This is a genomic window from Microbacterium meiriae, assembly GCF_032364335.1.
GTDB classification, from domain to species: Bacteria; Actinomycetota; Actinomycetes; order Actinomycetales; family Microbacteriaceae; genus Microbacterium; species Microbacterium meiriae.
Map to the genome: position 1 here is coordinate 1676251 of NZ_CP133984.1, position 23257 is coordinate 1699507.

At 69.9% G+C, this 23257-nt stretch carries 24 protein-coding genes; 20 read left to right on the forward strand and 4 right to left on the reverse strand.

Annotated elements, in window-relative coordinates:
• Positions 1-29 precede the first annotated feature (29 nt).
• The 9 genes from RI211_RS08000 to RI211_RS08040 all read left to right on the forward strand — a co-directional run bounded on the left by RI211_RS08000 (position 30) and on the right by RI211_RS08040 (position 7068).
• The gene (locus RI211_RS08000; protein ID WP_315636921.1) at positions 30-518 is read left to right on the forward strand and encodes an MFS transporter permease; all 489 of its coding nucleotides are present in this window, start codon (positions 30-32) and stop codon (positions 516-518) included.
• A gap of 169 nt (positions 519-687) precedes the next feature.
• A complete protein-coding gene (rplS, locus tag RI211_RS08005; RefSeq protein ID WP_025103348.1) occupies positions 688-1038 on the forward strand; it encodes a 50S ribosomal protein L19 in 351 nt (116 codons plus the stop codon).
• A 119-nt stretch (positions 1039-1157) separates the two neighbouring features.
• On the forward strand, positions 1158-1883 hold the full coding sequence (gene lepB / locus RI211_RS08010; protein WP_315636920.1) for a signal peptidase I: 726 nt from the start codon (positions 1158-1160) through the stop codon (positions 1881-1883).
• Positions 1880-2539: a ribonuclease HII gene (locus RI211_RS08015; RefSeq protein ID WP_187663993.1), complete on the forward strand. Its 660-nt coding sequence runs from the start codon at positions 1880-1882 to the stop codon at positions 2537-2539. The genes lepB and RI211_RS08015 overlap by 4 nt, the downstream gene beginning before the upstream one ends.
• Positions 2540-2595: 56 nt before the next feature.
• Positions 2596-2922, forward strand: a complete 327-nt coding sequence (locus tag RI211_RS08020; RefSeq protein WP_017204525.1) for a DUF2469 family protein — start codon at positions 2596-2598, stop codon at positions 2920-2922.
• 111 nt (positions 2923-3033) lie between these two features.
• Positions 3034-3396 (forward strand): YraN family protein, encoded by a 363-nt coding sequence (locus RI211_RS08025; protein WP_315636919.1) that lies wholly within the window; start codon positions 3034-3036, stop codon positions 3394-3396.
• Positions 3393-4922: a YifB family Mg chelatase-like AAA ATPase gene (locus RI211_RS08030; RefSeq protein ID WP_315636918.1), complete on the forward strand. Its 1530-nt coding sequence runs from the start codon at positions 3393-3395 to the stop codon at positions 4920-4922. Before RI211_RS08025 ends, RI211_RS08030 begins: the two co-directional genes overlap by 4 nt.
• Positions 4919-6109: a DNA-processing protein DprA gene (dprA, locus tag RI211_RS08035; RefSeq protein ID WP_315636917.1), complete on the forward strand. Its 1191-nt coding sequence runs from the start codon at positions 4919-4921 to the stop codon at positions 6107-6109. Before RI211_RS08030 ends, dprA begins: the two co-directional genes overlap by 4 nt.
• 56 nt (positions 6110-6165) lie before the next feature.
• On the forward strand, positions 6166-7068 hold the full coding sequence (locus tag RI211_RS08040) for a tyrosine-type recombinase/integrase (RefSeq protein ID WP_315636916.1): 903 nt from the start codon (positions 6166-6168) through the stop codon (positions 7066-7068).
• 22 nt (positions 7069-7090) lie between these two features.
• On the opposite strand, the gene RI211_RS08045 is transcribed toward RI211_RS08040, so the two are convergent.
• Positions 7091-7699, reverse strand: a complete 609-nt coding sequence (locus RI211_RS08045; protein ID WP_315647691.1) for a murein hydrolase activator EnvC family protein — start codon at positions 7697-7699, stop codon at positions 7091-7093.
• Between the two features lie 304 nt (positions 7700-8003).
• On the opposite strand from RI211_RS08045, the gene rpsB reads away from it, so the two are divergent.
• From rpsB to RI211_RS08090, 9 genes are all read left to right on the forward strand, one after another.
• Positions 8004-8945, forward strand: a complete 942-nt coding sequence (gene rpsB, locus RI211_RS08050; protein WP_259951634.1) for a 30S ribosomal protein S2 — start codon at positions 8004-8006, stop codon at positions 8943-8945.
• Between the two features lie 41 nt (positions 8946-8986).
• The gene (gene tsf / locus RI211_RS08055; protein WP_187664000.1) at positions 8987-9814 is read left to right on the forward strand and encodes a translation elongation factor Ts; all 828 of its coding nucleotides are present in this window, start codon (positions 8987-8989) and stop codon (positions 9812-9814) included.
• A 90-nt stretch (positions 9815-9904) separates the two neighbouring features.
• The gene (pyrH, locus tag RI211_RS08060; RefSeq protein WP_025103358.1) at positions 9905-10621 is read left to right on the forward strand and encodes a UMP kinase; all 717 of its coding nucleotides are present in this window, start codon (positions 9905-9907) and stop codon (positions 10619-10621) included.
• A 68-nt stretch (positions 10622-10689) separates the two neighbouring features.
• Complete coding sequence (frr, locus tag RI211_RS08065; protein ID WP_060922801.1) at positions 10690-11244, forward strand: ribosome recycling factor; 555 nt, start codon at positions 10690-10692, stop codon at positions 11242-11244.
• A gap of 5 nt (positions 11245-11249) precedes the next feature.
• Complete coding sequence (locus tag RI211_RS08070; protein ID WP_315636915.1) at positions 11250-12380, forward strand: phosphatidate cytidylyltransferase; 1131 nt, start codon at positions 11250-11252, stop codon at positions 12378-12380.
• A 20-nt stretch (positions 12381-12400) separates the two neighbouring features.
• The gene (locus RI211_RS08075; protein WP_315637165.1) at positions 12401-12982 is read left to right on the forward strand and encodes a DivIVA domain-containing protein; all 582 of its coding nucleotides are present in this window, start codon (positions 12401-12403) and stop codon (positions 12980-12982) included.
• 66 nt (positions 12983-13048) lie between these two features.
• A complete protein-coding gene (locus RI211_RS08080) occupies positions 13049-13741 on the forward strand; it encodes an aggregation-promoting factor C-terminal-like domain-containing protein (protein ID WP_315636914.1) in 693 nt (230 codons plus the stop codon).
• 9 nt (positions 13742-13750) lie between these two features.
• The gene (locus RI211_RS08085; protein WP_315636913.1) at positions 13751-14038 is read left to right on the forward strand and encodes an Rv1322 family protein; all 288 of its coding nucleotides are present in this window, start codon (positions 13751-13753) and stop codon (positions 14036-14038) included.
• Between the two features lie 2 nt (positions 14039-14040).
• On the forward strand, positions 14041-14757 hold the full coding sequence (locus RI211_RS08090) for an alpha/beta hydrolase (RefSeq protein WP_315637164.1): 717 nt from the start codon (positions 14041-14043) through the stop codon (positions 14755-14757).
• Positions 14758-14775: 18 nt separating this feature from the next.
• On the opposite strand, the gene RI211_RS08095 is transcribed toward RI211_RS08090, so the two are convergent.
• Complete coding sequence (locus RI211_RS08095; protein WP_060922797.1) at positions 14776-15837, reverse strand: AI-2E family transporter; 1062 nt, start codon at positions 15835-15837, stop codon at positions 14776-14778.
• 178 nt (positions 15838-16015) lie between these two features.
• On the opposite strand from RI211_RS08095, the gene RI211_RS08100 reads away from it, so the two are divergent.
• Positions 16016-17959 (forward strand): DUF8094 domain-containing protein, encoded by a 1944-nt coding sequence (locus RI211_RS08100; protein WP_315636912.1) that lies wholly within the window; start codon positions 16016-16018, stop codon positions 17957-17959.
• Between the two features lie 5 nt (positions 17960-17964).
• Entirely contained in the window at positions 17965-18891 is a 927-nt protein-coding gene (locus tag RI211_RS08105) for a tetratricopeptide repeat protein (protein ID WP_396654931.1), read from the forward strand.
• Between the two features lie 54 nt (positions 18892-18945).
• Here RI211_RS08105 and glgB read toward each other — a convergent pair whose 3' ends face one another.
• Positions 18946-21147, reverse strand: a complete 2202-nt coding sequence (gene glgB, locus RI211_RS08110; protein WP_187664006.1) for a 1,4-alpha-glucan branching protein GlgB — start codon at positions 21145-21147, stop codon at positions 18946-18948.
• Positions 21144-23213: an alpha-1,4-glucan--maltose-1-phosphate maltosyltransferase gene (locus RI211_RS08115; protein ID WP_315636911.1), complete on the reverse strand. Its 2070-nt coding sequence runs from the start codon at positions 23211-23213 to the stop codon at positions 21144-21146. The genes glgB and RI211_RS08115 overlap by 4 nt, the downstream gene beginning before the upstream one ends.
• Positions 23214-23257: the final 44 nt, after the last annotated feature.

Here is a 23257-nt window from a genome sequence, read left to right on the forward strand (position 1 = left end):
GGGGCCCGACCTCGCCGTAGCATCGGAGCATGTGGATCCGACAGGCCTTCTTCCGCTGGCTGCTGCCGTCGGCGTTCCTCCTGCCGCTGTGGCTCCTGATCGGCTGGGCCGTCTTCCAGGGTGGCTGGTCCATCCTCTGGGTGCTGCTCATCGCGATGCCCTCGGTCTTCGTGGGACAGCTCCTGCTCACGCTGCTGACGCGTTCCCGGCCGTCTGTCCGCGCCGAGCGCGCCCTGTCGTGGTGGGACGTCGCCGGGTTCGGTCTCTGGCACGCGCTGACGATCGCGGTCGGCTTCTTCATCGATGGCGCTTTCGGTTGGCTCCTCGCCGCCGCCATCGTGGTGGGCATCGGACTGGTGTGGCTGCAGCTGTGGCAGCTCTGGAACGAAGCGCGGGGGAGTGGAGCGCGGATTCGTGAGACCATCTCCTGGTCGACGATGACCCCGCCCCGTGCGGAGACGACGCAGACCAGCGTGCACGAGGTGATCGTGGTGCGGGAGACCGGCGACCGGCCCTGACCGCTCGTTTTGGTGGGACATGCCATCCGTGGCAGAATGGTTCTTTGTGCCGTGACCGGCTCTGCCCCAGGGGAGCCCGCGGACGCGTCAGCGCCGTTCGGCACACTCCCATTCTTGTTCCTTCCTAATCCGTGCATCCGACCTGAGGCGAGTGCAGAGAGAGACGATCATGCAGATCCTCGACGCCGTCGACGCGGCTTCGCTCCGTTCCGACATCCCCGAGTTCTTCCCCGGTGACACCGTCAAGGTGCACGTCAACATCACCGAGGGCAACCGTTCTCGTATCCAGGTCTTCCAGGGCGTCGTCATCGGCCGCCAGGGTGACAGCGTCCGCGAGACCTTCACCGTCCGGAAGATCAGCTTCCAGGTGGGTGTCGAGCGTACGTTCCCCGTGCACTCCCCGGTGATCGACCACATCGAGGTCGTCACCCGCGGTGACGTGCGTCGCGCCAAGCTCTACTACCTGCGCGAGCTCCGCGGCAAGAAGGCGAAGATCAAGGAGAAGCGCGTCAACAACTGACGCGAAGCTTCTTCACAGCACCCCGGGACACGATGTCCCGGGGTGCTTTCGTTCTGTCCCCGGTGTGCGAACCTTGTTACTGCCGTGCGCTCACGGTGCACTCTTCGAGAAGGAACCAGATGACTGACTCTCCGTCCGCACGCCCGACACGACGGCGGCGCGGGTTCCTGGTCTTCCTCCGTGACGTGCTGGTCATCGTCGTCATCGCCGCGCTGGTGTCGTTCGTCATCAAGACGTTCGTGGTCCGATCGTTCTACATCCCGTCGGCCTCCATGGAGCGCACGCTGCTGATCGACGACCGCATCCTCGTCGACGAGCTCACCCCGCGCTGGACCGGCTATGAGCGCGGTGACATCGTCGTCTTCAAGGATCCGGGCGGCTGGCTCGACCCGATGCCGCAGACACCTGCACAGCCGCCGCTGGTCCGGGCCATCGACTGGGTGCTCACATTTGTCGGCATCTCGGCAACCGACACCCAGGACCATCTGGTCAAGCGGGTGATCGGCGTCGAAGGTGACCATGTGGTGTGCTGCAACGCGCTGGGGCAGATCACGATCAACGGTGCCCCGATCGATGAGCTGAGCTACCTGAACCTCCCCGAGGGCGACACCGCGGCCTCCAACGAACCTTTCGACGTCGTCGTGCCCGAGGACTCCGTGTGGCTCCTCGGCGACAACCGGGACCGCTCCCGCGACGCCCGTGCACACCAGGAGCTGCCCAGCGGCGGTTTCGTCCCGGTGTCCAACATCGTGGGCAAGGCGTTCCTGACGACCTGGCCGCTCGACCGCTTCGGACCGATCGACGGCCACCACGAGATCTTCAACGGAGTGCCGGACCCCGAATGACTGTCATCACGCCTCGACTGACCCTGGAGCGGAAGCTCCTGGGGGAGTGCGACCTGATCATCGCCCTCGACGAGGTCGGTCGCGGGGCGCTGGCCGGGCCGGTGGCCGTCGGGGCGGCGGTGATGGACGCCAAGGGGGCTCGTCGCCGCGTGCCGGAGGGGCTGCGCGACTCGAAGCTCGTCCCCGAGCGCCGGCGCCCCGACGTCGCCGCCCGCGCGGCTGCGTGGGTGCAGGCCTCGGGCGTCGGCTGGGCGACCGCCGCGGAGGTCGACGAGGTCGGGATCATGCGGGCGCTGGGCCTTGCCGCCTCCCGCGCCGTGCTGGCGGTGGTGGCGCAGGGTGCCACGGTCGAGAACGCTCTGGTCCTCCTCGACGGCAACCACGACTACGTCTCGCGCGTGCACCCTGGGCCCTTGAACGTCCGGCCGGTCGTCAAGGCCGATCGCGACTGCGCCTCCGTCTCCGCGGCCTCGGTGATCGCGAAGGTCGCCAGGGACGGGTACATGGCCGAGCTCCACGAGGATCATCGCGATTACCAGTGGGACCGCAACAAGGGGTACGCGAGTCCGGAGCACCGGGAGGCCATCCGGTCGTTCGGCCTCTCACCGTTCCACCGTTCGTCGTGGGCGATCGCCGACGCACCGACGCTCTTCTGAGCGGTCGCGGCCGGGATGCCGCGACCGGCGCCCGCCGACCATAGGATGGACTCATCATGGATGAGGAAGCCTTCGACGACTACGACCGTGAGCTCGAGCTCGCGCTGTTCCGCGAGTACCGCGACGTCGTCTCTCAGTTCCAGTACGTCGTGGAGACCGAGCGTCGCTTCTACCTGGCCAACGAGGTCAACGTCGTGCGCCGGGACACCGAGCACGACTTCTACTTCGAGATCTCCATGAGCGATGTGTGGGTGTGGGACATCTACCGTGCGGACCGGTTCGTGAAGGCCGTCCGGGTGCTCACGTTCAAGGACGTGAACGTTGAGGAGCTGCAACGCCGCGAGTTCGAACTACCGCAGGAGCTCTCGCTCGACGGGGAGTGACTCCAGCCGCCGTTCCTGCACAACGGTGACGTTCTCCATTGTTTCCACAGCGGCCGGGCTGTCTGCTCCGGACCGCGAAGGTCACGGGGTGGCCCCGGGAATCCTGTGGGGATGGCAGCGAAAGACGACCTCGGGCGAGCCGGGGAACAGCAGGCAGCGGACTACCTGACGAAGCGCGGGTATCGCATCGTCGATCGAAACTGGCGGTGTCCACAGGGGGAGCTGGACATCGTCGCCGTCATCGGTCGGCACCTCTCCGTGGTCGAGGTGAAGACGCGGCGGTCTGCGGCCTTCGGGCACCCGTTCGACGCCATCGACGACCGGAAGCGCCGGCGGCTGTGGCAGCTCGCCTATGCGTGGCGGGCTGCGCATCCGGATCTGGCACGGGGACGGGTGCTGCGGGTGGAGGCGGTCGGCATCGTGGGGGCGGTTCCGGAGACCGCGTCCATCGAGCACCTCGAGGACATCGCGTGAGCACCGCTCGGACGTGGTCGGTGGCCCTCACCGGGGCGGAGGGGCATGTCGTCGAGGTCGAGGCCGACCTCTCGCCGCAGACGCCGGAGTTCCGCATCATCGGCCTCCCCGACAAGTCTCTGGGCGAGGCGGTGCAGCGCGTGCACAACGCCTGCGTGAACTCCGGGCTCTCGCTGCCCCGGCGGCGTCTGACGGTGAACCTCTCGCCAGCGAGTCTGCCCAAGCACGGGTCCGCCTTCGACCTCGCGATCGCGGTCGCCTCCCTCGCCGCGAGCGACATGCTCGCTCGTCGTGCCGTGCGGCAGACGGTGCACCTGGGGGAGGTCGGGCTGGATGGCCGTCTGCGGCCCGTCCCCGGTGTGCTTCCCGCGGTCTTCGCCGCTGCACGCGCCGGCTTCGAGCGCGTGATCGTGCCGCACGGCAACGCGACGGAAGCCGGTCTCGTCGCCGGCGTCGAGGTGCGTGCCGCCGCGTCGCTCGCCGAGGTGGCAGTCTGGCACGGGGCCGAGGTGGAGGTGCCGGATGTCGAGCCGGTCCCGGGACCGCAACCGCCGGAGGAAGGGCCGGACGACCGCGACTTGAGCGATGTCCTCGGGCAGGAGGAAGCCGTCGAGGCCCTCATCGTCGCAGCCGCGGGCGGCCACAACATGCTCCTGAGCGGTCCGCCGGGAGCAGGCAAGACGATGCTCGCCGCGCGACTTCCCGGGATCATGCCGCCGCTGACCGAGCAGGAGGCCATCGAGGTCGCTTCCGTGCGCTCCCTCTGCGGCGAGGCCGTGACCGGGCTCGACCACCAGCCTCCGCTGGTCGCTCCGCACCACAGCGCCTCGGTGGCGGCGATGGTCGGAGGCGGGTCGCGGACGGCGCGCCCCGGCGCGGTCGCACGGGCTCATCGGGGCGTGCTCTTCCTCGACGAAGCGGCCGAGTTCCCCCGGGTGGCCTTGGACGCGCTCCGTCAGCCACTCGAGACCGGCTTCGTCGACGTGCATCGATCCGGCTTCGTCGTGCGGTTCCCGGCGCGGTTCCAGCTGCTCCTGGCGATGAACCCGTGTCCGTGCGGGAACCGGGGGGTGCGTGACGGCGACTGCATCTGCCCACCGCAGGCGCTGCGACGCTACGCGACCCGCCTCTCCGGGCCACTACGCGATCGTCTCGACATCGATCTGCCGGTCTCGCGCGTCGCCGCCTCACGCTCGCTCGCGGGGGAGCGCTCCGGGGTGACCACCGTCGAGGCCCGGCGCCGCGTCGGCGAGGCGCGCGCTCGAGCGGAGCGGCGATGGCGTGGCACGCCCTGGCGACGCAATGCGGAGGTTCCCGGGACCCTGCTCCGGCACGGCGGATTCCGCCTCCCGCCAGACGCGCGGGCCGGTCTCGATCGGGCACTGGAACGAGGGGCGTTGACGCTCCGCGGATACGACCGCGTCCTCCGGGTGGCCTGGACCATGGCCGACCTCGCCGGACTCGACCTCCCCGGAACGGACGAGATCGGCCGCGCGCTCCTTCTGCGGACGGGGGTGGCGCGGTGATCGACGAACTCGTCTCTCAGCAGGATGCGATCGACGCCGCTCGGAGACTGCGCGGCACCGACGACGTGGCGGAGGCGCTCGCACGTGTCGCCTGGTCCGTCTTCGCCGATCCCGGGGACGCCGTCGCCGCGACCCTCGTGCGCGAGTTCGGACCGGCCGACGGCATGCGTTTCGCTCTCGACGCGCGGGGACGGTCATGGCCGATGGTCCGCGCCGCGGGCGCACGACGGGCGCTCGACGAGGCGCGGGTGCGGTGGCGACAGCGTGCCGATCCGGCGGCTGTGATCGATGCCCTCCGGCGGGCGCAGACGACGGGCGCCCATCTGCTCCTTCCGGGAGATCCCGACTGGCCGCTCGCCGTCGACGATCTGGATACGGAGGGTCCGGTGGTGCTGTGGGCGCGCGGGCGCCCGGAGCTCCTGACCAGCGCGGCACGCGTCGCCATCGTGGGCGCCAGGGCGGCCACCGCCTACGGGGAGCGCGTCGCCGCCGACCTCTCCGGCGATCTGGCCGCCGCGGGGACGGCTGTCGTGTCGGGCGGCGCGTACGGCATCGACGGGGCAGCCCACCGCGCCGCGTTGACTGTCGGTGGGGGGACGATCGCGGTTCTCGCCGGAGGCGTGGACCGCCCGTACCCCGCCGGGCACCGCAACCTTCTCACGCGGATCGCGGTCGACGGGGTCGTGGTCAGCGAGGTGCCCTGCGGGACGGCGCCGACCCGGTGGCGCTTCCTCGCCCGCAACCGACTGATCGCGGCACTGGGGCAGGCGACGGTGGTCGTCGAGGCCGGGTGGCGCAGTGGCTCCCTCAACACGGCGGGGCACGCGGCAACGCTCGGCAGGCCACTCGGCGCGGTGCCCGGTCCCGTCACCTCCGCCTCGTCGGCCGGCTGTCATCGGTTGCTCCGCGAGTACGACGCGGTGTGCGTCACCTCCGCGGCGGAGGTGGCAGAGATGCTCCCGACCGACGCGCGGTCGCCGCACGCACACGATGCCACGGAGGAGGGGCGGGTCCTGCTCCTCCGTGCCCTGAGCACCCGGACCGCTCGGACGGAGGCGGAGCTCGCGCAGCGCGCGGATCTCACCGTCGAGCGGACCAGGGCACTGCTCGGCCTCCTCGATCTCGACGGCCTTGCGCGGCGGGACGGGGACGGCTGGCGCGGGATCGGCGCGGCACGGACGTCATAGGACGGCTCGCGGCGGGGCGCCCGGCTCGGGGGGCGGGGGAGGGCCAGGGTGGAGGTATGGACTTCGCGGTCGCTGTCGAGGCGTTCGCCGACCACCTGGAGAAGGTGCGCCGGCTGTCGCCCGCGACCGTGAAGGCGTATCGCTCCGACCTGCGGGACCTCGGGGCGAGCGTGGCGGGCGGTCCGGTGGACCGGATCGACCTGGAGATGCTGCGCGAATGGCTGTGGCAGGCGACCCAGCGCGGCGACGCGCGAGCGACGCTGGCCCGACGTGCGGCCACCGCGCGAGCGTTCTTCGGCTGGGCGCGCGAGCAGGACATCATCCCCATCGACCCGAGTCTTCGGCTCGTGGCGCCGAAACGGGCCAAGACGCTGCCGACCGTGGCTTCGAAGGACGCGATGTCCGAGCTGTTGGAACGCCATCGGCAGGCCGCATCCTCGGGCGAGCCCGTCGCCCTCCGTGACCACGCCGTCCTGGAGCTTCTCTACGGCGCCGCGGTCCGCGTCTCTGAGCTCTGCGGTCTCGACATCGACGACCTCGATCTCGACCGCGGGACGGCTCTTGTGCGGGGCAAGGGCGACAAGGAGCGCGTCGTGCCATTCGGTGCCCCGGCCAGGGATGCGCTCGGTGCGTACCTGCGCCGCGCTCGCCCGGCTCTCCTCAGCAGGGCTGCGGGTGCATCGCCTGCCGTCTTCCTCGGGAGCCGCGGCGCCCGGCTGGGACCGCGGACGGTCTACGAGGTGGTCGCCCGTGCGCTCGCACCCGTCGTCGGCGCGGAGACCGTCGGGCCGCACGCCCTCCGCCACACGGCGGCGACGCATCTGCTCGACGGCGGCGCCGACCTGCGCGCCGTGCAGGAGATCCTGGGGCACGCGAGCCTCGGCACGACGCAGATCTATACGCATGTCTCGGCGGAGCGGCTGACGACGACGTACCGGCTGGCGCATCCTCGCGCCTGAGCGGCTGCCGCTCGGTTGGAGATCAGGTCCCGCAGCAGGGCAGGAGACGGGCCCGCAGGACGGCGCCGAACAGCAGCATCGGGTTGATGTACTCCCCATCGCGCCGCACACCGACATGCAGCGCGCCAGGAGCCGTGTGCCCACCTGTGGAAACCCGACCGATCTCCTGACCCCGGCTGACCGTGTCGCCCGCCCGGAGCGACGACTCCAGCGGCTCGAACGAGCTCACCAGGCCGTCTGCGTGTCGGATGGTCAGCACGGGACGATCGACGACCACGCCCTGGAACGCGACCACTCCGTCCGCCGGAGCGCCGACAGCGGTACCGACGGCGGCGGTGACGTCCATGCCCCGGTGTCCGGGACCGTAGGCGTGCGCCGGTGCGCGATACGCGGCGCTCACATGGCGGCCACCGTCGACGGGCCATCGCCATGCACCCTCCGAGGCGGAACTGTCGGCCGGGGACGGGCCGGAGCGGGATGCCGTCGCCGTGTGTACGGACGCAGGGGCGGCGAGTGGGGCGCCGCCGCCGCCCAGAAGCACGAGACAGGCGAGCGCCGCCGTGATCGCGACGCGAGCGGCACGAGACGAGTGTGAACGGACAAGGTGAGGGGAACCGGAGGGAGAAGTCATGCGGTGAGTGTGCGCCGGGGGCGATCGCGCGGACCGGACGCCCGGGGGAAGAACCCTGTAGCGGGGGAGAAGGGCGAGGATTGCGCTCCTGTGCAGGACGAGCCGGCGGCGCATGATCCTGTATGCTGGACGAGCACCTCGATCTCGGGGTGACTACGCGTGCCCAGAGCGACTCCGTCGTGGCATCCACTCCCGCAGGTCCCGTTCTCCGAACGGGTGGGCGTGAGCCGGGCACCAGGATGTCCGACCGTCCGGTCGGCATGACAACCTCAACGGCGCTCCGCGCCAGAATCAGGAGACGACCATGGCTGTGGTCACCATCCGCCAGCTGCTCGACAGCGGCGTGCACTTCGGACACCAGACCCGTCGGTGGAACCCGAAGGTGAAGCGCTTCATCCTCACCGAGCGCAGCGGCATCCACATCATCGACCTCCAGCAGTCGCTCGGCTACATCGACAAGGCGTACGACTTCGTCAAGGAGACCGTGGCGCACGGCGGCACGATCCTCTTCGTCGGCACCAAGAAGCAGGCGCAGGAGATCCTCGCGGAGCAGGCCACGCGCGTCGGCCAGCCCTACGTGAACCAGCGCTGGCTCGGCGGCCTCCTCACCAACTTCTCCACCATCGCGAAGCGTCTCGCCCGCATGAAGGAGCTCGAGGAGCTCGACTACGAGAACCCCTCCGCCTCCGGCTTCACGAAGAAGGAGCTGCTGCTCAAGAAGCGCGAGCTGGACAAGCTCCACAAGTCGCTCGGCGGTATCCGTAACCTCACCAAGACGCCGTCCGCCCTCTGGGTGGTCGACGCCAAGCGTGAGCACCTCGCCATCGACGAGGCCAAGAAGCTCGGCATCCCGGTGATCGGCATCCTCGACACCAACGCCGACCCGGACGACTTCCAGTACCCGATCCCCGGCAACGACGACGCCATCCGTTCGGTGTCGCTGCTGACGCGCATCATCGCCGACGCCGCCGCCGAGGGCCTGCAGCAGAAGCACAACCCGGAGTCGGGTGACGCCGAGCCGCTGGCCGAGTGGGAGAAGGAGCTCCTCGAGGCTCCCGTCCAGGAGTCCGCTGACGCCGCCGAGGTCGTTACCGCCGACGACGAGGCCGCTGTCGTCGAGACCCCTGCCGCCGACGCCACCGCCGCCGACGAGGCCGGTGCCGAGGCGCACGACGAGGCGATCGCCGCCGCTTCCGGTGAGGAGACCGCCGAGGTCGCCGCCGCCGAGGCCGCAGACGCCAAGTAATCCCTCGTACACCCACACAACGAAGCAAGGAGCCACCACACATGGCCAACTTCACCATCGCCGACCTCAAGGCGCTGCGTGAGCAGCTCGGCACGGGAATGGTCGACACCAAGAAGGCACTCGAGGAGGCCGACGGCGACGTCGAGAAGGCCACCGAGATCCTGCGCCTGAAGGGTGCGAAGGGCAACGCCAAGCGCGCCGACCGTTCGACCAGCGAGGGCCTCGTCGTCGCTCGCGAGCAGGACGGCGCCGTGACGCTCGTCGAGCTCGCCTGCGAGACCGACTTCGTCGCGAAGAACGAGCGCTTCATCGCGCTGGCCGACAAGGTCGCCGACGCCGTCGCCGCCGTGAAGGCCGACTCGGTCGAGGCCGCTCTGGCCGCTCCAGCGGGCGACAAGACCGTCGAGCAGCTCATCTCGGAAGAGGCCGCCATCATCGGCGAGAAGGTCGAGCTCCGTCGCGTGCGCACCGTCACCGGTGACAGCGTCGAGGTCTACCTGCACCGCACGAGCAAGGACCTGCCGCCGCAGATCGGTGTCGTCGTCGCCTACACGGGTGACGACGCCGAGACTGCGCGCAGCATCGCCCAGCACATCTCGTTCGCCAACCCGTCGTACCTGTCCCGCGAGGACGTGCCGGCGGATGCGGTCGAGAAGGAGCGCGAGATCGTCACCGAGATCTCCCGCAACGAGGGCAAGCCCGAGGCCGCTCTGCCGAAGATCGTCGAGGGCCGTGTCTCCGCGTTCATCAAGCAGGTCGCCCTGCTCGAGCAGGACTACGCGAAGGACAACAAGCTCTCCGTCGCCCAGGTGGCGAAGGACGCCGGTATCACCGTGACGGACTTCGCGCGCTTCAAGGTCGGCGCGTAGCACTGTCGAAGGGGTTCGGATCGCTCGATCCGAACCCCTTCTTCATGCCCACCAGGCACTATCTTGAATCGGGACGAGAGGACATCCCCCATGACTGAACGCACCGGACGCCGTCGCGTCCTCCTCAAGCTCTCCGGAGAGGCGTTCGGCGCCGGTCAGCTCGGCGTCAACCCCGACGTGGTCAGCCAGATGGCACGCGAGATCGCCGCTGCGGTCGACCGGGTCGAGGTGGCGGTCGTTGTCGGCGGCGGCAACTTCTTCCGCGGGGCCGAACTCAGCCAGCGGGGCATGGACCGGGGGCGGGCCGACTACATGGGCATGCTCGGCACCGTGATGAACGCCCTCGCGCTGCAGGACTTCCTGGAGCAGGCCGGTGCCGCGACGCGTGTGCAGTCGGCGATCTCGATGACCCAGGTCGCCGAGCCCTACATCCCGCGTCGCGCGGAGCGGCACATGGAGAAGGGCCGCGTGGTCATCTTCGGTGCCGGTGCGGGCCTGCCGTACTTCTCCACCGACACGGTCGCCGCGCAGCGCGCGCTGGAGATCGGCGCGCAGGAGGTCCTCGTCGCCAAGAACGGCGTCGACGCGATCTACACCGCCGACCCGAACAAGCACGCCGACGCCGAGCGCATCGAGCGCGTGACCTACCGCGATGCGCTCCAGCAGGGCCTCAAGGTCGTCGACTCGACGGCGTTCAGCCTGTGCATGGACAACAACATGGACATGCGCGTCTTCGGCATGGAGCCGGCGGGCAACGTCACCCGCGCTCTCCTGGGTGAGCCCATCGGCACGCTCGTCACCGCCTGAGCGCCTGCACGGGACGGGAGCCCGCTCCCGATAGAATTTCCAGAACACCCCGACGATAGGAGCCACCCGTGATCGCGGACGTCCTCGCTGAAACCACCACCCGCATGTCCCGGGCTGTCGAGGCTGCCAAGGAGGACTTCTCCACGGTGCGCACGGGCCGTGCGAACCCGCAGCTCTTCCAGAAGGTCCTGGTCGACTACTACGGCACGCCCACGCCCCTCGCGCAGCTCGCGTCGCTCGCGAACCAGGAGGCGCGCACGCTCATCATCACGCCGTACGACAAGTCGGCGCTGAAGGCGATCGAGCAGGCCATCCGCGACATGCCGAACCTCGGCGCCAACCCGACGAACGACGGCAACCTCGTGCGCGTCACGATGCCGGAGCTCACGGCGGAGCGCCGCAAGGAGTATGTCAAGCTCGTCAAGTCGAAGGCGGAGGACGCCAAGGTCCACGTCCGCGGCATCCGCCGGAAGGCGAAGGACGAGCTCGACGGCCTGAAGAGCGAGCTCGGCGAGGATGAGATCGCCCGCGGTGAGAAGGAACTGGACGCGCTGACCCGGCAGCACGTCGACCTCATCGACGACGCGCTGAAGCGCAAAGAGGCCGAACTCCTCGAGGTGTAGTCCGCATGTCCGACGAATCGCGAGGCACCGACGAGGGCGCTCCGGTGGAGCGACCGGAGGCCGGTACGGACGGCGTGCCGCTCGGCGACGCGGCCTTCCCTGCCTTCGACGCCGACCGCGTGCCCCCGCGACCGCCGCTTCCGGCGACGCCGGGTGCAGCTCCGGTGACCGCAGACCGCCTGGACACCGCGGATCACAATGCGATCCGTGAGCAGTGGCGCCAGGCGCGGGATGAGTTCGGCACGCACGTGTCGCATGCGCGGGATCAACTCGATCAGGCGAACGAACGCATCAAACAGCGCACCGGTCGTGACCTCGTCCTCGCGATCCTGATCGGCCTCGCCTTCGGTGCGGCGCTCCTCGGCTCGCTGCTCTTCGTCAAGGCGCTGTTCGTCCCGTTCGCGCTGGCCGCGGCCCTCCTTGGCGTCTACGAGCTCTCGCGCGCGCTGCGCGCCGCCGGGCGTCGCGTCGACGTGATCCCGCAGTTGATAGCGGCGACCTTCCTCGTGCTCTCCGCGTACTTCGCGGAGCCCTGGCTGAGCTGGGTCATGCTGTTCGTCTCCGTGGCGTTCGTCATCGTCTGGCGGCTGCTCGCCCAGATGGTCGCGAAGGATGGGCGCACGTACGGCGATGTGCTCACCGACGCCGTGATCGGCGGGTTCGTGCAGGTGTACGTGCCGTTCCTCGCGGGCGTGGCCCTCATCCTGCTCGAGCAGGAGGGCGGGCAGTGGTGGGTGCTCAGCTTCATCGCGATCGCCGTGGCGGCCGACACCGGCGCTTACGCCGCGGGGCTCGCGTTCGGGCGACACCCGATGGCGCCGCGGATCAGCCCCAAGAAGACCTGGGAGGGCTTCGGCGGTGCGGTGGTGGCGTCGCTCGCGGCGGGCGTCCTCCTGGCGATGTTCCTGCTCGACCTGCCCTGGTGGGGCGGTGTGATCTTCGGGGCCGCGATCCTGCTGTCTGCCACGCTCGGAGACCTCGGCGAGTCGATGCTGAAGCGGGATCTCGGGATCAAGGACATGAGCTCCTGGCTCCCCGGGCACGGTGGGCTCCTCGATCGGCTGGACAGCATCCTGCCGTCGACCGTCCCGGCCCTCTGCCTGTACTTCCTCCTCTCTCCCTGGTTGGTGCTGTGATGAACGACAGTGGTGCTGTGATGAACGACGACCGCCGCGAGGTCGCCACGCAACGCGCGGCCACGCCGGCCTTCGCGCTCACGACCGGACGCTCGAAGGGGTACCACCGTGCCGCGGTGGACGGATTCCTCGCCTCGGCGCGGCGGGCGTTCGAGAGCGGCGCGGACGATCTCACGGCCGATGACGTCCGCACCGTCTCCTTCCCCCTCGTCAAGGAGGGGTACGTGGTGGCTGACGTCGACGCGGCCCTCGGACGGGTCGAGGACGCGTTCGCCGCCCGAGAGCGGGAACGCGCCGTGCGGTCTCTCGGAGCGGGCGCCTGGGTGGAGCAGGCCAGAGCCGACGCGCAGGTCATCCTGGACCACCTGGCGCGTCCGCGTCGCCACCGGTTCGCCCGTACCGGCTTCCTCACGTTCGGGTACCGCGTCGACGAGGTCGACCACGTCACCTCCCGGATCGTCCGCTACCTGCGGGACGGCGACGCGCTGTCCGCTGAGCAGCTGCGGTCCGCAGCGTTCCGCATGCAGCGTGGCGGCTACCGCGAGGAGCAGGTCGACGCGCTCCTGGACGCCACCATCGACGTGATCCTGGCGGTCCGCTGAGCCGTCTGATGGCCTCTTCAGGCAGGTATGCGTAAACTGTCCTCCATCGTGAACTCCCGAAACGACATGATTCCCGAACGAAGCGACGCCGTGCTGGTACCCGCAGCCACGGCTGCATCAGCCTCCCGCGGCACGCGCCGCTGGTCGCGCCGCCGCGGTGTCGTGGGCGTCTTCAGCTCGCTCGCGGTCGTCGCATTCGCGGCCGCGATGGTCGCGCCCACCGGCGTCGCGCTCGCTCAGCCCATCGCCACGGAGGCCCCGGACTCCGTGTATGCGGTGGCCCTGGCGGACACCCAGAACCTCACGGTCACGGTGGAGGGCGCGGCGATCACTCCCGTCGAGCGCGGCTCCTTCGACGTCTACGTCAAACCCAAGCCGAAGCCCAAGCCGAAGCCGGCCCCGGTGACCACCTCCTCGTCGTCGTCCGAGGGCTCGCAGGGCGGGTCGTCCGGGGGCGGCGGACTCCCGCCGTACAGCGGCGGAGGCGCACCTGCGGAGTGGATGGCGGCCGCCGGGATCGCGCAGGGCGACTGGCAGTACGTCGACTACATCGTCTCGCGGGAGAGCGGCTGGAACCCCAACGCGACGAACTCCTCCTCCGGTGCCTGCGGCCTCGTCCAGGCCCTGCCCTGCAGCAAGGTGCCAGGGAACGGCTACAACCCGGTCGACAACCTCCGCTGGGCGACCGGATACGCCACGGGTCGCTACGGCAGCTGGGCCGGCGCGTACAACTTCTGGGTCACCAACCACTGGTGGTGAGCCGGCACCATGCCCCGCTCACGCCGACGTCCTTCCGCGCGCCCTGAGGGCGAGGACTCGTTCGACCGTCTCCTCGCCGGCTGGAAGCGCACCGAGGTCCGCCGAGGCGTGGAGTGGACGGTGCAGCCCGTCTCCGCGCTCCAGGCGCAGAAGGCGTACATCTGCCCGGGCTGCGGACAATCCGTCGAACCGGGTACCGCCCATCTCGTGGCCTGGCGCGCCGACGGCGTGCTCGGCGATGCCGCAGCCCTTGCTGACCGCAGACACTGGCACAACCACTGTTGGAGGATCGCATGACCATGGAGATCCGGGGACCGCTGGAGCTCCCGGCGCGCCGCGAGGACATCGAACTGCACACCGCGGACGGCCTGACACTTGTCGGCGAGCTCGCGACGCCGGAAGCCGCAGTCCCGGTGGCGACGCTGGTCACGCTGCACCCGTTGCCGACCGCCGGTGGCTTCATGGATTCGCACATCATCCGCAAGGCGTCCGCGCGTCTTCCCGCCCTGGCCGATCTCGCGGTGCTGCGGTTCAACACCCGTGGCACCACCTCGCCGCGCGGCACCAGTGAGGGGACGTTCGACGGCGGCGCTGCAGAGCAGTTCGACGTCGCGGCCGCCATGGACGTCGTCCGCGACCGCGCGCTGCCGCGCCCCTGGCTCGTCGGGTGGTCGTTCGGGACGGAACTCGCCCTCAAGTACGGTGCCGACCACGACATCGAGGGCATCATCCTCCTCTCGCCGCCGCTGCACCGCGCGACGGCGGAGGAGGTCGCCGCCTGGGGGGAGACCGGCCACCGCGTGGTCATTCTCGTGCCCGAGTTCGACGACTACCTGCGCCCGGCGGAAGCGCGGGAGCGCTTCGCGACGATCCCGCAGGCGCAGCTGATCGCCGTCGAAGGGGGCAAGCACCTGTGGGTGGGGGAGACGCAGACGCGCCGGGTGCTCACCGAGATCGTCGCCGCCGTCAATCCGTCGGCGCTGCCGCTGCCGACCCACTGGCCGGCAGCGGACTGACGGCGAGGCCCGCCCCGGTCACCGCTCGTTCATGCGCGGGATGAGCACCTGCCGGTAGAGGATCAGGATGCTGGCCGCCACGGGGATCGCGATGAGCGCCCCGAGCAGGCCCAGCAGGCTTCCTCCCGCGAGGGCTGCCACCACGACGACGGCGCCGGGCACGGAGACGGCGCGGCTCATGATGCGCGGCGAGATGACGTACGCCTCGATCTGCATGTAGATCAGGTAGTAGATCGCCGCCGCGAGAGCCGTGCCGGGGGAGCCGAGGCCCGGGATGAGGCAGACGAGGACGATGATCGTCGAGCCGGTCAGGGTGCCCACCAGCGGGATGAGCGAGAAGAAGAACGCGACGACCGCGAGAACGGCGGGGAACGGCGCGTCGATGATCGTCAGGTAGATCGCGCTGAGGACGCCGTTGATGACGCCCTGGCTGACCTGGCCCATGACGTAGTAGCCGACCGAGTCGGTGATCTGCTCGGAGAGATCGATGAAGCGATCCCGCTTGGACGCCGGGACGAGCTGGTACACCGCGCGCTTGAGCGACGGTGTCGAGGCCGTGAGATAGATGGTCAGGATGAGGACGATGAAGGCGCCGAACACGCCGCTGAGCACGGCGCCGCTGGCGATCAGCACGCCCTGACCGATAGACCCGCCGATCTCCGCGAGATTGGTCGTCAGCCAGTCCTCCACATACGCGAAGACGTCGTCGACGAGGAGGTTCGGGAATGTCTCCTGGATCCAGCTCCTCAGATCCTCGATCGCGGTTCCGCGCTGCACGATCGCCGTGATCTGGGCGATGAGCTGCGAGATCTGGTCGACCAGCACGGGCAGCACGATGAGGATGATCCCGACGAAGACGGCCAGCACGGCGACGATCGTCACGAGGACCGCGAGCCAGCGGGGCAGGCGTCGACGCTCGAGGAACGTGACGAGAGGGTCGAGGCCGAGGCTGAGGAAGAGGGCGGTGCCGATGTAGAGCAGCACGGTCGACAGCGTCTGGACGCTGCTGATCAGGACGATCCCGAGCCCCACGCCGAGTGTCGCCACGAGGGCGGTGCGGAACGGGTTGTGGATCTTCATGCAGACTCCTCGGTACGGCTGCAGCAAGGCTACCCATGCCGCGGCTCGACGCGCCGCCGACGTGCCGGGCGACGGACGAGGGAGGGCCCTCGTGGTCAACACACAGGTGTGTTCGCTAGTCTGAAATGTCGAGTGTGGCGTCGTGGGCGGGAAGCCGCGATGCGTGAGGAGACTATTCGTGCGTTTCGTATGGGCCGTGGTGGCCTTCGTGCTGGCTGCCGTGCTGATCGGTGCGGGGATCGCCCAACGCACCATCTTCGTCGGCCCTTCGTCCGAGGAGGCCCGTGTCGACATCGAGGAGCCCGCGCCCTTCGTTCTCCTGGACGGCGACGTCCTGCGGATCAACGCCGGCGCGCAGAAGCTGCTCATCCGCGGCGAAGGGGAGATCTTCACCAGCTACGGGCGCACGGCCGACATGGAGGCCTGGCTCTCCGACTCCGAGTACAACCACGTGACCGTCGGGGACGAGGACGAGCTCGTCGTCGAGCATGTCGCCGCAGCGGACGACGAGGGGTCCGCCGAGACGCCGGCGCCCGAGACGACCGCGACCCCGGCGCCGGAGGAGGACGCCGAGGCGCCCGCGGGCCGGAACCCTGCCGGCTCCGATCTGTGGCTCGACTCCTTCAGCGAGGAGAACTTCCTCGCCACTGACAAGATGCAGCTCCCGGAAGGGACCAGCGTGCTGATCGCCTACGACGGCACCAAGGAAGCGCCGAACGACATCGTGGTCTCCTGGCCGCTGGACACGCGGACGCCGCTGGCGGGCCCGCTCATGGCGGCAGGCGGGTTGGTGCTCCTCGTGGGCCTGGTCCTGTACGTGCTCGCGATCCGTCACCAGCGCCGTGGCCGCGGCCCGCGCCGGAAGGGGCCCGGGCCGCTTCCCACGACGCAGCCGATCGACGTGGCGGCCCTTCCGCCGTCCGAGCGCGAGGCCCTGGAGGCCGCGGACGGCGAGCAGGCGCCGACACCGGCGAGGAAGGACGACGTGGAGGACGCGGAGATCGTCGACGAGAAGGAGCAGGACGGGAAAAGCACGATGCGCGCTGAGCGCCCGAGGCGTCGTCGGCGCCTGCTCGCCCTCCCCGCCCTCGGCCTGACCGCCCTGCTGGCCTCCGGCTGCACGGCGGAGTCCTGGCCGGAGTTCGGGGCACCCTCCGCATCGCCGTCTCCGACCCCGACCGTGATCGCCCCCGAGAACCAGAAGCCGCCGGCGGTCACCGAGACGCAGGCCGAGCGGATCCTCCGGGAGGTCTCCGAGACTCTGGTGCAGGCCGATGAGGCGAAGGATCTGGACCTCGCGGCCACCCGTCTCGATGGCGCACCTCTCACGACGAGGACCACCGACTACGCCCTGCGCGCGAAGCTGCCGGATCGGGCCGCGCCCGCCGCGATCCCGACGGACGACGTCGAGGTGGTCCTCCCCGAGGCGACGGACCGCTGGCCACGCACCGTCCTCATGCTCTCGAAGAGCACCGGCGACGACACCGTGCCGCCGGTGGTGCTGACCATGACGCAGGCGGACCCCTGGTCCAACTACAAGGTCACGAACATGGCGGAGATGTCGGCGGACGCGGCGTTCCCCGAGGTGGCGGCCAGCTGGCTGGGGACCTCGCTGGTCCCGGCGGATTCGGCCTTCCTGTCGGTGCCGCCGAACGAGGTCGCCGCGGCTTTCGCCGACGTCGTCGACAACGGTGAGAAGAGCGCCTCCTACGGGCAGTTCGACGATCTGGCGCTGAACCTGGCCACATCGATCAGGGACAGCCGACAGAGCCTGGTGAAGGGACTCGCCGACGCCGGGGCTGCGAAGACCTCCAAGGCCGCGTTCGACATGAAGCCGACGACGGCGGAGCCCGTCTCGATGACGACGCTGGACAGCGGCGCCATCGTCGCCGTCTCCGTCCTCGATGTCGAGACCATCACGCCCACGTCCTCCGATGTCGTCATCCGCTTCGGAGACAACAAGGAGGCCAAGGCGCTCACCGGGGCCAACGAGTCCGCGAAGGGCGCCCAGACGACCTATGAGTTCCAGCTGTTCTTCGCCGTCCCGTCCCAGGGGTCGAGCGAACCGATCCGTCTCCTGGCGTCCCGTCAGGATCTCGTGTCCGTGAAGGTGATCAAGTGAGTGAGATGTCTCCCGCGGCCCTGCGTGGCGCCGTCGATCTGTCCAGCCTGCGCAACCGTCCGTCTCCGCCGGCGGGTGGTGCAGCGGCCCCCGCGACCGCACCGGTGGCTGACGTCGTCGTCGACGCGACCGACGAGAACTTCGGTCAGGTCCTGGAGCTGTCGCGCACCGTGCCGGTGGTCGTCGACCTGTGGGCCGAGTGGTGCGGGCCGTGCAAGCAGCTGAGCCCGATCATAGAGAAGGTCACTCGGGAGCTCGGCGGCCGCGTACTCCTGGCGAAGGTCGACGTCGATGCGAACCCGCAGCTCGCGCAGAGCTTCCGCGCGCAGTCCATCCCGATGGTCGTCGCCCTCATCGCCGGCCAGCCGGTGCCGATGTTCACGGGCGCCGTACCGGAGCAGCAGGTGCGTGAGGTCTTCGCGCAGCTGCTCCAGGTGGCGGCGCAGAACGGCGTCTCGGGAACGCTCCCCGTCGGCGACGCCGAGACCGGGGAAGCCGAAGCCGCTGCTGAGCCCGAGCTGCCGCCGCTGCACGCGGAGGCGTTCGCCGCCATCGAGCGCGGCGACTACCGTGCGGCCATCACCGCCTATGAGAAGGCACTCGCGGAGAACCCGCGCGACGAGGACGCCATCGCCGGGCTGGGCCAGGTCCGCCTGCTCGACCGTGTGCAGGGACTCGACCTCCAGACCGCCCGAGCCGCGGCCGCAGCGGCTCCGCTGGACGTGCAGGCCCAGTTCGACGTCGCGGACCTCGACCTCGCCGGTGGACATGTCGACGACGCCTTCGGCCGGCTCCTCGACCTGTTCGCTCAGCTGCCGTCCGACCAGCGCACTCCCGTCCGGGAGCGTCTCGTCGAGCTCTTCGGCCTCATCGGCGCCAGCGACCCGCGCGTGATCGCGGCTCGGAACCGACTCTCCTCGCTGCTCTTCTGATCGGCCTGCGCGGGGATCGTTCCTCCGCGCAGACCGATCGTCGCCGGCCGTCCGTCAGCCGTTGTTCACCGTCGGCACGTGCGGCTCGGGCTGGTGGCGGAGCCAGAGCGTCGACAGCGCGGGCAGCGTGATCGACGCCGTGGGGGCGCCGGCGTCCGCGGGCTCGGCGATCACCATCCCGAGGTTGCCCGACCCCCGTCCGCCGTAGGCGACGGCATCGGAGTTCAGGATCTCCTGCCACACGCCCTCTCTGGGCAGCCCGAGACGGTAGCCGGTGCGCTCCACTCCGGCGAAGTTGCTGACGACGACGAGGCGCCCGCCGTGCGCGTCCCGTCGTTCGAAGGCGATGACCGACGGGTCCCAACTCGGTGCGCCGAGGCGGGTGAACCCGGAGCCGTCGTTGTCGCGCTCCCAGAGCGGGGCCTGCGACCGGTACACCCCGTTCATCGCGGCGACGAAGTCCTGCAGCTGGGCGTGGGAGGGCTGGTCACGGAGCCACCAGTCCAGCTCCCGACCCTCCGACCACTCCGCGAGCTGACCGAACTCCTGTCCCATGAACAGCAGCTTCTTCCCGGGATGCCCCCACATGTAGGCGAGGTAGGCACGGACGTTCGCCAGCTTGTGCCAGTGGTCGCCCGGCATCTTGGACAACAGGCTGCCCTTGCCGTGCACCACCTCATCGTGACTGATGGGCAGGACGTAGTTCTCGCCGAACGCGTACACGAACGAGAACGTCATCTCGCCCTCGTGGTGCGCGCGGTACATCGGATCGCGTCCGATGTACTGGAGCGAGTCGTTCATCCAGCCCATGTTCCACTTGAAACCGAACCCGAGGCCGGCGTGATCCGTCGGCGCCGTGACGCCGGGGAAGCTCGTGGACTCCTCGGCGATCATCAGGATGCCGGGGTGGAGCCGGTAGGCAGTGGCGTTGACCTCCTGGAGGAAGCGGATCGCCTCGAGATTCTCGCGTCCGCCGTGGATGTTCGGCTCCCACTCGCCCTCCCGGCGCGAGTAGTCGAGGTAGAGCATCGACGCCACGGCGTCGACCCGCAGGCCGTCGACGTGGAACTCGTCCAGCCAGTAGAGGGCGTTGGCGACGAGGAAGCCGCGTACCTCGGGCCGGCCGTAGTCGAAGATGAGCGTGCCCCAGTCCTGATGCTCGCCGCGTCGAGGATCGGGGTGCTCGTACAGGGGCTGGCCGTCGAAGCGAGCCAGCGCGAAGGCGTCCTTGGGGAAGTGCCCGGGGACCCAGTCCATGATGACGCCGATGCCGGCCTGGTGCAGGCGGTCGATGAGGTAGCGCAGGTCGTCGGGGGAGCCGTACCGGCTCGTCGGTGCGTAGTATCCACTGACCTGGTAGCCCCACGAGCCGCCGAACGGATGCTCGGCCAGCGGCATGAACTCGACGTGGGTGAACCCCGTTTCCTGCACGTGTGCGATCAGCGGATCGGCCATCTCGCGGTAGCCCAGCCCCTCGCGCCAGGAGCCGACGTGCACCTCGTACACCGACAGCGGCTGCGCGACGGCATGGGTGGCGGCGCGACGGGTCATCCACGCGCCGTCCTGCCAGGCGTAGGACGAGGCGGTGACGACCGACGCGGTCTCCGGCGGCACCTGCGCCGCCAGCGCCATCGGGTCGGCCTTGAGGATCCAGGCGCCGCTCCGGGTGCGGATCTGGTACTTGTAGCGGGTGCCGACGGGCAGGTCGGGGATGAAGATCTCCCAGACGCCGCTGGCGCCGAGCGAGCGCATGGCGTGGCTCTCGCCGTTCCAGCCGTTGTGATCGCCCACGACCCGGACGGCCGAGGCATCGGGGGCCCAGACCGCGAAGGACACGCCCTGTTCGTCGCCCTGCGTACGGGGATGCGCCCCCAGCGCCTCCCACAGACGCTCGTGCCGCCCCTCGGCGATGAGGTGCAGGTCGAGTTCGCCCAGTGTCGGTGCATGCCGGTACGGGTCGCCGGAGACGATCTCCTCCTCGCCGCGGTAGCGCGTCGCGATGCGGTAGGGGAGCGGCGGCCCGGGGTGCGTGCCCTCCCAGAGGCCGTGCGCGACGTGGGACAGGGCGAGTCGGCTTCCATCGCTGAACACGGCCTCGACGCTCTCGGCGAGCGGTCGGCGGACGCGGATGGCGGTGACGGTACGGTCGGCGGCATCCTTGGCGGGGTGCGCGCCGAGCAGGGAATGCGGGTCGTGATGCTGACCGGCCGCGACGGCCTCCCACTCGGCGTTCGGGGTGTCCTCGATGCGGCTCATGCGCGCTCCCTCACCTTCAGGATGTGAACGGGCTCGGCGAAGGCGTCGAGCCGGACGTAGTTGTGATCGCTCCAGGTCCAGACAGCGCCGGTCAGGAGATCCTCCACCTCGAAGGTCTCGCCCAGGGGGACTCCCCAGCGCGTGGTGTCGAGGTGGACGGTGGTCTCGCGCACCGAGTGCGGGTCGACGTTCGCGACGACGATGAGGGTGTCCGGTCTCCCGGTACCGGTGAAGGCGGCGTCGAGATGCTTGCTGAACACGAGGATGGCGTCGTCGTCGCTCCAGTGCAGCTCGAGGTTGCGGAGCTGGCGCAGCGCGGGATGCGCCGCACGGATCTCGTTGAGCCGCCGGAGCAGCGGGGCCAGCGACTCCCCGCGTTCCTCGGCTCCCGCCCAGTCGCGGAACTTGTACTCGTACTTCTCGTTGTCGATGTTCTCCTCGGAACCCGGGCGAGCCACGTTCTCGACGAGCTCGTACCCCGCGTAGACCCCGTACACGGGCCCTGCCGTCGCGGCGATGCAGGCGCGGATGCGATACGCCGCGCGTCCGCCGAACTGGAGGTACTCGGTGAGGATGTCGTGGGTGTTCACGAAGAGGTTCGGACGCATGTAGTCGGCCGTCTCGTGGGAGATGGAGGTGAGGAACTCCTCCAGCTCGGATTTGGTGTTGCGCCAGGTGAAGTAGCTGTAGCTCTGCTGGAAGCCCACGGCGGCGAGCGCGCGCATCACGGCGGGCCGGGTGAAGGCCTCGGCGAGGAAGATGACGTCGGGATCCGTCGCGTTGACCGTCGCGATCAGCCACTCCCAGAACTGGAGCGGCTTGGTGTGCGGGTTGTCCACGCGGAAGATCCGCACCCCCTCGGCCACCCAGTGCCGGACGATCCGGAGCATCTCGGCCGCGATGCCTTCCGGGTCATTGTCGAAGTTCAGCGGATAGATGTCCTGATACTTCTTGGGCGGGTTCTCCGCGTACGCGATGCTGCCGTCCGGGAGGGTGGTGAACCACTCGGGGTGTTCGCGGACCCACGGGTGGTCGGGGGATGCCTGCAGCGCGAGATCCAGGGCGACCTCCAGCCCCTCCTTCCGCGCGGCGCGCACGAACGCGCGGAAGTCCTGCGGGGTGCCGAGGTCGGGATGGATGGCGTCGTGCCCTCCTTCAGTGGCGCCGATCGCGTACGGCGAGCCCGGGTCTCCCGCCTCGGCGACGAGCGTGTTGTTGCGCCCCTTGCGATTGGTGCTGCCGATGGGGTGGATCGGGACGAGGTAGATCACATCGAAGCCCATCCCGGCGACCTCGGGCAGGCGCTTCGCCGCCGTGCGGAAGGTGCCGCTGCGCACCGTGCCGTCCTTGAGCCGTCTGGCACCTTCGGAGCGTGGGAAGAACTCGTACCAGGCGCCCACGCCCGCACGGGTGCGCTCGACGCGGAGGACCTGCTCCGCGGAGAGGGAGCGGAGGGTCGCGATCGGGCGGTCGCGGAAGATCGTTGCGAGTTCGGGGTCGACGGCCATCGCCGCAGTGGTGGTGGCGTCGCCGGCCTGGAGCTCATCGGCTCGGACGCGCAGGCGCGTGCGCTGTGCCGCGGGGCGATCCTTCTCCGCCGCGGCCCGCCGCAGCAACTCCGCGCCGAGCGCGGCCATCACGTCCACATCGACGCCTGCGGCGACCTTGACGTGCGCGGCGTGCGCCCAGGTGGCGAAGTCGTCGGAGAACGCCTCGAAGTGGAAGTGCCAGACGCCCTCCGCGTCGAGGGCGATCTCCGCCTCCCAGCGGTCGGTGCCGTCCGCGAGGGCGGTGAGCCGGTGCAGGCTCTCCTCGCCGGTCGGGGACGTCAGCCGCACGTGCACGCCGATGAGGTCGTGACCTTCCCGGAAGGCGACCACGCGGAACGGCACGACCTCGCCGGCGAAGGCCTTGGCCGGGAAGCCACCGGGGACCGCGGGGCTCCCGTCGAGCAGCGGGATCCGCGTCGTGCGCAGCGCTCCGGGGCGGTCCGCGTCGGCGGCGCGCGTCGGGATCTGAACGGGGCTCCGCAGAGCCGTGGGCCGGGTTCCAGCACGAGCAGTCACATGCCGAATCTACCGGTCGGGCGTGCGGGAACCTACCGCTCGAC